This is a genomic window from Vibrio sp. 2132-1, from assembly GCF_033344315.1.
The window spans coordinates 1-1,140 of record NZ_JAWPON010000087.1 but is presented as its reverse complement, the minus strand read 5'-3'; the positions used below and the strand labels follow the sequence as shown (position 1 = coordinate 1,140).

The 1,140-nt window shown below is 42.3% G+C and carries 2 pseudogenes; both read right to left on the bottom strand.

The features are described from left to right. Positions 1-510: pseudogene (locus tag R8N47_RS23610) on the bottom strand (sodium:glutamate symporter); the annotation flags it as partial. 500 nt (positions 511-1,010) lie between these two features. After that, positions 1,011-1,140: pseudogene (locus tag R8N47_RS23605) on the bottom strand (DNA-3-methyladenine glycosylase I); the annotation flags it as partial.

Genomic DNA, 1,140 nt, shown 5'->3' with positions numbered 1-1,140 from the left:
GACTGTCGCAAAGGTCAAACCAAGCGTGAAGCCATCTTCCCAACCAAGACCCGTGAAAATATCTCCCACAACTGAGGCTGAACCATGACCACCCATGAAACCCGCAGACATTGTTACGCCAAAGCCAGGATTGATTTCTGGCCAGAAAAATGTAGTTAAGAGCAGGCCAAACATTGCAGCAAATAACCACTGTGAGACAGAAGCAATTTGGTTAAATGCCCATAACGAGCCTGCACGTTGTGCGACAACTTTTGGGGATGGAACATCCGTTGCTAACCCTAACGCAGAAAAAAGTGCAGCAGTTAATAGGCTTGCGTTAGCGGTAAACGTGTCTGTCCACGGTAATAGATCGAGCATGGCAGGGCCAAACACGAGACCAAATAAACCTGCCAATACAGCAGATGGAATGTACATGCGTTGTAGCAATGGCGTATGCACGCGAATCACTTTCGCTACAATCAAAAGTAAGCCTGCGATGGCTAAGTCAGTCAGCATTAGACCTTTTGGCATTTTTTGTCCTCCAGTAAATGCATTCAAGGGGCATCATCCGTTTGACCAACCTTGATGAAATAAATAACTCCACGTAAGAAAGCGCGAATACGAAATCTTTCGAGTACGGAGCAATGGTCGTTTCAATCAGCGCTCAAGTGCGCTAAAAATCATGAAATGAATATAATTGTCTAGAATGTTCGTGAACTGTTGAGAAACTCGAGCAAGTTTCTCGATTTTATTTTTGATAGTTCACTCAGGAAGGGCGTGTATCCTAGTCAGTTTGAATAGGCAATGCAATTGAGCAGAATCAATAAAATAAGCCTAATAAAACATCAATCATAGGTAGGTGTTTGATAAGTAAAAATATTGTATGAAAAATTAATTTTATCGATACGACAATTATTTGTAATTCTCAAGATGGGAAGGTGGTTGAAGTTTAATGAAGCCAAGAGTGGAGCTAGAGATATGGCCAGAAAAAGCACACTGTGATAAGAGCCAATGTGCTTATCAACTTGTCGTTAGAGTCGATTATCGCCGGTACTAAATGCAATGATTTGACTGATTTCGGTGAGGCTACGACCGCTCTCTTTTTGCCATTGCATAAACGCTTGGGTTGCTGCATCGTGAGATTTTTTGGTGTCTTTTCCG